We start from the raw sequence: 6123 nt of genomic DNA on the forward strand, positions 1-6123 counted from the left end.
GCGATCGCGGCGCGCCCCGCCGCATCCTCGTGGGTCTCGCCGGCGGGGAACGCGAACAGCTCCAGGACGCCGTCGACCGGGGCCGACAGGATCAGCGTCAGCGCCGCCTCCGACCCCGCCGCGACGATGCCGCCCACCTCGCCCGAGCGGGCGACCGTGCCGCCGCCGTCCCCGGCGCCCCCGCCCGCCCCGGTGGCCGGCGCGATCAGCCTCCCCGTCACGCGGGCCCACAGCTCGGGCACCCCGCAGTCGACCGGATCGGTGGCCGCGTCCACGGTCACCACCCCGTCGGCCGGGCGATGGGTCAGCCGGTGGGCCAGCACGGTCAGCGCCTGCACCCAGCCGTCGACACTGCCGTCCACCGACTCCTCCGCCAGTTGCCCGCCGGAGCCGAACCCCGACCGCAGGGTGAGCAGGCTGCCGTCCTCGTCGTCGTCGACCACCTCACACGACGTCTCCCACGGCGGCACCGGGACACCCTCGCCCATCCAGTCCCGCTCGGCGTAGGTGAACGTCCCCGGCGCGGACCCGGACGGCGGGGAGTACACGGTGATCTCGCCGACCGTCGCGGTGAGCATCGCCTCGGCCGCCGCCTCCGGGCCGGTCGTGGGGTCGGGGGCGCCGGGGTCGGCGAACTGCACGATCCGCCCGCCCACCTGCGGCTCGAGCGCGCACGGCACGAACCACGAGGAGATGCCCTCGCCGGTCGCGACCGCGTCCCACACCACCCCGGGGGCGACGGGCAGCGGCACCCGGCACGCCACGCGCCGGCCGCCGTCGTGGGTCTCGATCCCCGCCGTCACGTCATACATGCCGCGCTCCCCTCACCGGTCCGCTGTTCTCCCGCGTCACGCTACCGGCGAGCGCTCGGGACGTAGTGTGGCGGCCGTGACCTGGACGGACGGCGGTGCGCGCGAGGATGCCGTGGCCACCGGCGTTCGGGGCCCGATCGTCGCCACCGCGCTGCTCTTCGCCGCGAACGGGGCGGTCTTCGGCGCGATCGTGCCCCGGCTGCCCGACCTCAAGGACGCCCTCGACCTGGGGCCGGCCGCGTTCGGGCTGGCCATGGCCTGCTACCCGGCCGGGGCGCTGGTCGGCGGGCTGCTCACGCCCGCGCTCATGAGGCGACGCTCGGACGGGGCGGTCGCGGTCGCCGCGATGATCGCGGCGTCGGCGATCGTGGCGCTCGTCGGCTTCTCGCCCGCCCTGGCCGTGTTCGCGGGGCTGTTGCTGCTGTTCGGGCTGTGCGACGCGATCACCGACGTGTCGATGAACGCCCACGGCATCCGCGTCCAGTCGCGCCACGGACGCTCGCTGATCAACCGGTTCCACGCGGTGTGGTCGCTCGGCGCGGCGCTCGGCGCCGCCGGGGGATCGGTGGCCGCGGGCGTCGGCACGCCGGTGGTGCTCCAGATGATCGCCGCGGGGGTCGCCAGCACTGTGGCCGCGCTGGCCGCGTTCCCCCTCCGGCTGGGGCCCCCGGGTGCCGAGCACGGGTCCGGCCGCGGCGCCCGGCCCCGGACGCCGGCCCGCGCCACCGGGCGCACGCTGCTGCTCCTGGCGGCCCTGGGGCTGATGGCCTGCTGCGCCGCGATCGTCGAGGACTTCGCCCAGACCTGGTCCGCCCTCTACCTGCGCGAGGTGGCGGCGGCGGGCGCGGGCCTGGCGGGACTCGGGTTCATCGCCGTGCAGGGCATGCAGTTGGTCGGTCGTCTCACCGGCGACCGCCTGGTCGAGGGCGTCGGCGCGGCGCACGTCGGCCGCATGGGCGGGGCGTGCGTGGTGGCGGGTTCGGGTGCGGCGCTGGTCGCCTCCTTCGCCCTGGACGGGCCGGTCCTGGTGGCCGCCCTGCTCGTCGGGTCGGCGCTGGCCGGGTGGGGCATCGCCACGATCATCCCTGGTGCGATGGTCGCCGCCGACTCCGTGCCGGGCCTGGCCCCCGGGACCGGGCTGGCCGTGCTCAACTGGGTCATCCGGCTGGGGTTCCTGGCCTCCCCGCCGGTGGTCGGCCTCATCGCCGAGCACGCCGGGATGCGCTGGACCGTCGCGCCGCTGATCGTGGGCGGTGTGCTGATCGCGCTGATGGCCGGGCCGCTGCTCGGCCGGGCGGACCGAGCCCCGGTGGACCGAGCCCGGCCGGCCGGCCACTGACCGGCCCGCCGAGGTGCGCTGCCCCTTCGCCTTGCGCTGGCGGATCGGTCCATTGCCGCATCGCAACCCGGGCGATTGCGGGCATAGAGGCAGCGCGAGCCGGAGGGGCAGCGCACCGGGAACGGGCGGTTCCGGGGTGTGCTGCCCCTCTGCGCGGTGTTCCAGGGGTTGTGACCTGCGTATGGACCAGACACGCAGCGCAGGGCGAGGGGGCAGCGCAAGTCGAGGGGGCAGCGCAAGCGGGTGGGATGGCGGGGTGGCGGGGTGGTGGGCTACTCCGCGACGGGGCTGATGCGCAGGATCTTGTCGGTGCCGCCGCCGTTGGAGGTGGTCACGAGCAGCGACCCGCCGGGTTCCGCGGTGATCGAGCGCAGGCGGCCGTGGGCGTCCTTGAGGATGCTCGCGGTCTGCGTGACGGAGCGCCCGTCCGCGGACAGCTTCATCAGGACTATTTGGCTGGTCTTGAGCATCGCCACCGCCAGGGCCCCGTCCCACTCGCCCCACGCGGGGTCGTCGAGGAAGGCGATCCCACCGGGCGCGAGGGTGGGCGCACCCGAGCTCCACGACGCCTGGACGGCCGCGGGGAAGGCCTCGGTATCGGTCATCGGGACGTTCTGGTCGTACCGGCCGCGGGTGTCGGGGTCCCAGCCGTAGTTGCCCCCGGGGATCACGAGATTCACCTCGTCGTCGAGGCTCGGTCCGTGCTCGGCGGAGACGACCTGCCCGCCGTCCGGCCGCAGCGCCAGCCCCTGCACGTTGCGGTGCCCGTAGGTGAGGACGGGGGAGTCGCCGATCGTGTCGCCGGCGGGGGCCCCGGTCCGGGTGACGTGCAGGATCTTGCCCGACAATCCGGCGAGGTCCTGCGGGGCGGGGCCGGTGAACGCGTCCCCGGTGCCCACGTAGAGGGTGCCGTCGGGGTGGGCGAGGAGGCGGCAGCCGGAATGCAGCCCCTGGGCGGACAACAGGATCCCCTCCACGAGCACCCGCGGGGATTCGAGGACGGACCAGTCGTCGGCCGCGCGCCACGCCGTCACCCTGTTGTCCCCCGCGGCGGCGTCGGAGTGGCAGGTGTAGACCTCCCGGGAGGAGGCGAAGTCCCTCGCCAGCGCGAGGCCCATCAGTCCGCTCTCGGCCCGGTTGGACAACTCGCCGAAGTCGGCGGCGACCCGGGTCCGCTCCCCGCCCTGACGGATCGCGTACACGGTCCCCGAGCCGCGCTCGCCGGTGATGATGAGGCCGTCGGGGTCGCGGGCCACGTCCCACGGGATCGTGAGGCCACCGGACACCTCCTGGACGGTCACCTCGGGGCCGGGGGAGAGCGGCTGCTCGGGGGCCAGCGACCCCAGTGACCCGGTGCCGGAACCGCCGCCGGGCAGGCTGCTCTGGGCGCACGCGGTCAGGGGCGATGCGACGGTCACCGCCATCGCGATGGCCGCGCCGGCGACGCTGCGGGGCAGGGAGGGAGAGAACACGAGGCGCTCCTCGGTCGGGGTGGGACGTGGACTTCGGTCCCACCGAACGTATTCCCCGCGCGGCGAGCGCGACACCGCACCCCGCCATGCGACGGGAACGGCGTCCCGGGCACCCGCCTCTCGGGCGGGCATCCGGAACGCCGTTGACGGTGGTTCCCGGGGTCGAGCGGGTGGTGGGGCTAGATCTCCTCGATCGTGGCGCTCGCGTGCACGGTTCCCAGCTTCTTGGGGTTCCGCACCGTGAGCGACCACGCGGGATCGCCGGCCGCGGAGCCGCGCCGGGCGTAGACGCCCAGCTTGGCCGGCAGCACCACCGGCTTGCCGAACTCCACCGAGTAGCGCGCCCGCTCGGGGATGGCGCCCTCGACCACGCCGAGGAGCGTGGCGGCCGTCCACATGCCGTGGGCGATGACGTTCGGGAAGCCGAAGGCCTTGGCGCCGACCGTGGAGACGTGGATCGGGTTGCGGTCGCCGGACACGGCCGCGTACTCGGAGATCAGCGCCTCGGACACCGACCTCACCACCGTGGGATCGCCGATCTCGGCCGCGGTGGGCGGCTCGGGCCTCGGCGGACGGGGCGCGTCCTTGGCCGGGGTCAGTGACGTCCTGCGCTTGGAGAGCAGGCCCGCCGTCTGGACCCAGGCAGGCTCGTCGTCGTCGCCGGTCCTGATCTCCGTGACGATGTCCAGCAGCAGGCCGGCGGGGTGCTCCCGCAGGTTCTCGGCGCGCGCGCGGATGGTGAGCTCGTCCCCCACGCGCAGCGGGCGGCGGGAGGAGATCTCGTTGGTGAGGTGCACCGACCCCATGGCCGGCACCGGGTAGGCCGGATCCAGCATGAGCTGCATGCTCAGCGGGAAGGCCAGGGTGAACGGGTAGGTCAGCGGGAGGGTGTCACCGAACCGCAGGCCGCAGACGCGGGCGTAGGCGGCCAGGTTGGCCACGTCCACGCGCACGCCGGAGACCTCGACGCCGGTGGCGGGCATCGACTTGCCGTCGCGGCTGCCGCCCACCACGGGCACCGCGCCGAGGGCGGCCCTGCCGTACTGGGACAGCAGGTTGGGGATGGCGGGAAGGCGGGTGTATTCCATGTCAGATCACGCGCCCAGCAGCGACTGGCCGCACACCCGGATCACGTTGTCGGTGATCGCGGAGGAGGCGGGGCTGGCGAAGTAGGCGATGGTCTCGGCCACGTCGACCGGCAGACCGCCCTGCTGCATGGAGTTCATGCGGCGGCCGGCCTCGCGGGTGGCGAAGGGGATGGCGGCGGTCATCTGGGTCTCGATGAAGCCGGGGGCCACGGCGTTGACGGTGACCTTCTTGGACGCCAGCTCGGCGGAGGCCCCGTTGACGAACCCGATCACGCCGGCCTTGGAGGCGGCGTAGTTGGTCTGGCCACGGTTGCCCGCGATGCCGGCCATCGAGGACACCCCGATCACGCGGCCGCCCTCGGTGAGGACGCCCTTCTCCGCGAGGTCGGCGGTGATCCGCTCGGGCGCGATGAGGTTGACGGCCATGACCGAGTCCCAGCGGGCCGCGTCCATCCCGGCGAGGGTCTTGTCCCGGGTGATGCCCGCGTTGTGGACGAGGATGTCGACCACCCCGTCGTGGCGCTCCTCGACGTGCTTGGCCAGCACCTCGGCGGCGTCGGCGGCGGTCACGTCCAGCGGCAGCGAGGTGCCGCCGACCTTGTTCGCGGTGGCCGAGAGCGACTCGCCGGCGGCGGGGACGTCGCAGCAGATGACGTGCGCCCCGTCGCGGGACAGGACGGCGGCGATCTCCGCGCCGATGCCGCGGGCCGCGCCGGTGACGACGGCGACCTTGCCCTGCAGCGGCTGGTCCCACGAGGCCGGGGCGGTCGCGCCGCCGGCGCCCACACGGAACACCTGGCCGTCGACGTAGGCGGACTTGCCGGAGAGGAGGAAGCGCAGGGTGGACTCGAGGCCGGAGGCGCCGGCGTCGGCGTCCGCGGAGACGTAGACGAGCTGGACCGTGGTGCCCCGCTTCATCTCCTTGCCGAGGGAGCGGGTGAAGCCCTCGAGCGCGCGCTGTGCGATGCGCTCCTCGACGGAGCCGGTCTCCTCCGGGATGGTGCCCAGGACCACGACGCGGCCGCTCGGGGTCACGCGGCGCACGACCGGGTTGAAGAAGTCGAAGAGGGCCTTGAGGTCCTCGGCGCGCCGGACGGCGGTGGCGTCAAAGACGAGGCCGGCGAACTTGCCCTCGGCGTCCGCCCCGGCGAGGTCGTAGTCGCCCTGCAGCATCTCACGGACGGGCTCGGCGAGGCGCCCCTGGCCGCCGACCAGGACCGGCCCGTGGAGGGCGGGCTGCCCGGCCTCGAAGCGACGCAGCTGCTCCGGCTGCGGGAGGCCGACCTTGCCGGCGATGAACGACCCGGGGGCCGAGGTCACGAACTGCGAGTAGAGGTCGAGGTTGCCCTGTGCCATGGCGATCATCTCCTGGAGAGGTGCGGTACTGCGGGTCGACAAGTAACTTACTGCTG

5 protein-coding genes are annotated in these 6123 nt (G+C 74.3%); 1 reads left to right on the forward strand and 4 read right to left on the reverse strand.

Annotated features, from left to right (window positions below; all coding sequences use genetic code 11):
- Positions 1-812 (reverse strand): SRPBCC family protein (locus B4M60_RS09335; protein ID WP_291082683.1); only part of this gene is annotated, 812 nt, incomplete at its 3' end.
- 76 nt (positions 813-888) lie between these two features.
- Here B4M60_RS09335 and B4M60_RS09340 point away from each other — a divergent pair.
- Positions 889-2151: an MFS transporter gene (locus B4M60_RS09340; RefSeq protein WP_291082685.1), complete on the forward strand. Its 1263-nt coding sequence runs from the start codon at positions 889-891 to the stop codon at positions 2149-2151.
- A gap of 272 nt (positions 2152-2423) precedes the next feature.
- On the opposite strand, the gene B4M60_RS09345 is transcribed toward B4M60_RS09340, so the two are convergent.
- From B4M60_RS09345 to B4M60_RS09355, 3 genes are all read right to left on the reverse strand, one after another.
- Entirely contained in the window at positions 2424-3623 is a 1200-nt protein-coding gene (locus tag B4M60_RS09345; protein ID WP_291082688.1) for a PQQ-dependent sugar dehydrogenase, read from the reverse strand.
- 179 nt (positions 3624-3802) lie between these two features.
- Positions 3803-4711 carry a MaoC/PaaZ C-terminal domain-containing protein gene (locus tag B4M60_RS09350; RefSeq protein WP_291082692.1) on the reverse strand — a complete coding sequence of 303 codons (909 nt, stop codon included), beginning with the start codon at positions 4709-4711 and terminating at the stop codon, positions 3803-3805.
- A gap of 6 nt (positions 4712-4717) precedes the next feature.
- Positions 4718-6067 (reverse strand): 3-oxoacyl-ACP reductase, encoded by a 1350-nt coding sequence (locus B4M60_RS09355; protein ID WP_414646776.1) that lies wholly within the window; start codon positions 6065-6067, stop codon positions 4718-4720.
- Between the last annotated feature and the right edge of the window lie 56 nt (positions 6068-6123).

The sequence above is a fragment of the Dietzia sp. UBA5065 genome (assembly GCA_002415925.1).
Lineage (GTDB): Bacteria > Actinomycetota > Actinomycetes > Mycobacteriales > Mycobacteriaceae > Dietzia.

What these genes read in the sequence shown, in the direction of transcription:
- B4M60_RS09350 (WP_291082692.1), bottom strand. Translation starts at nt 4,711, where the DNA reads ATGGAATACACCCGCCTTCCCGCCATCCCCAACCTGCTGTCCCAGTAC.
- B4M60_RS09355 (WP_414646776.1), bottom strand. Translation starts at nt 6,067, where the DNA reads ATGGCACAGGGCAACCTCGACCTCTACTCGCAGTTCGTGACCTCGGCC.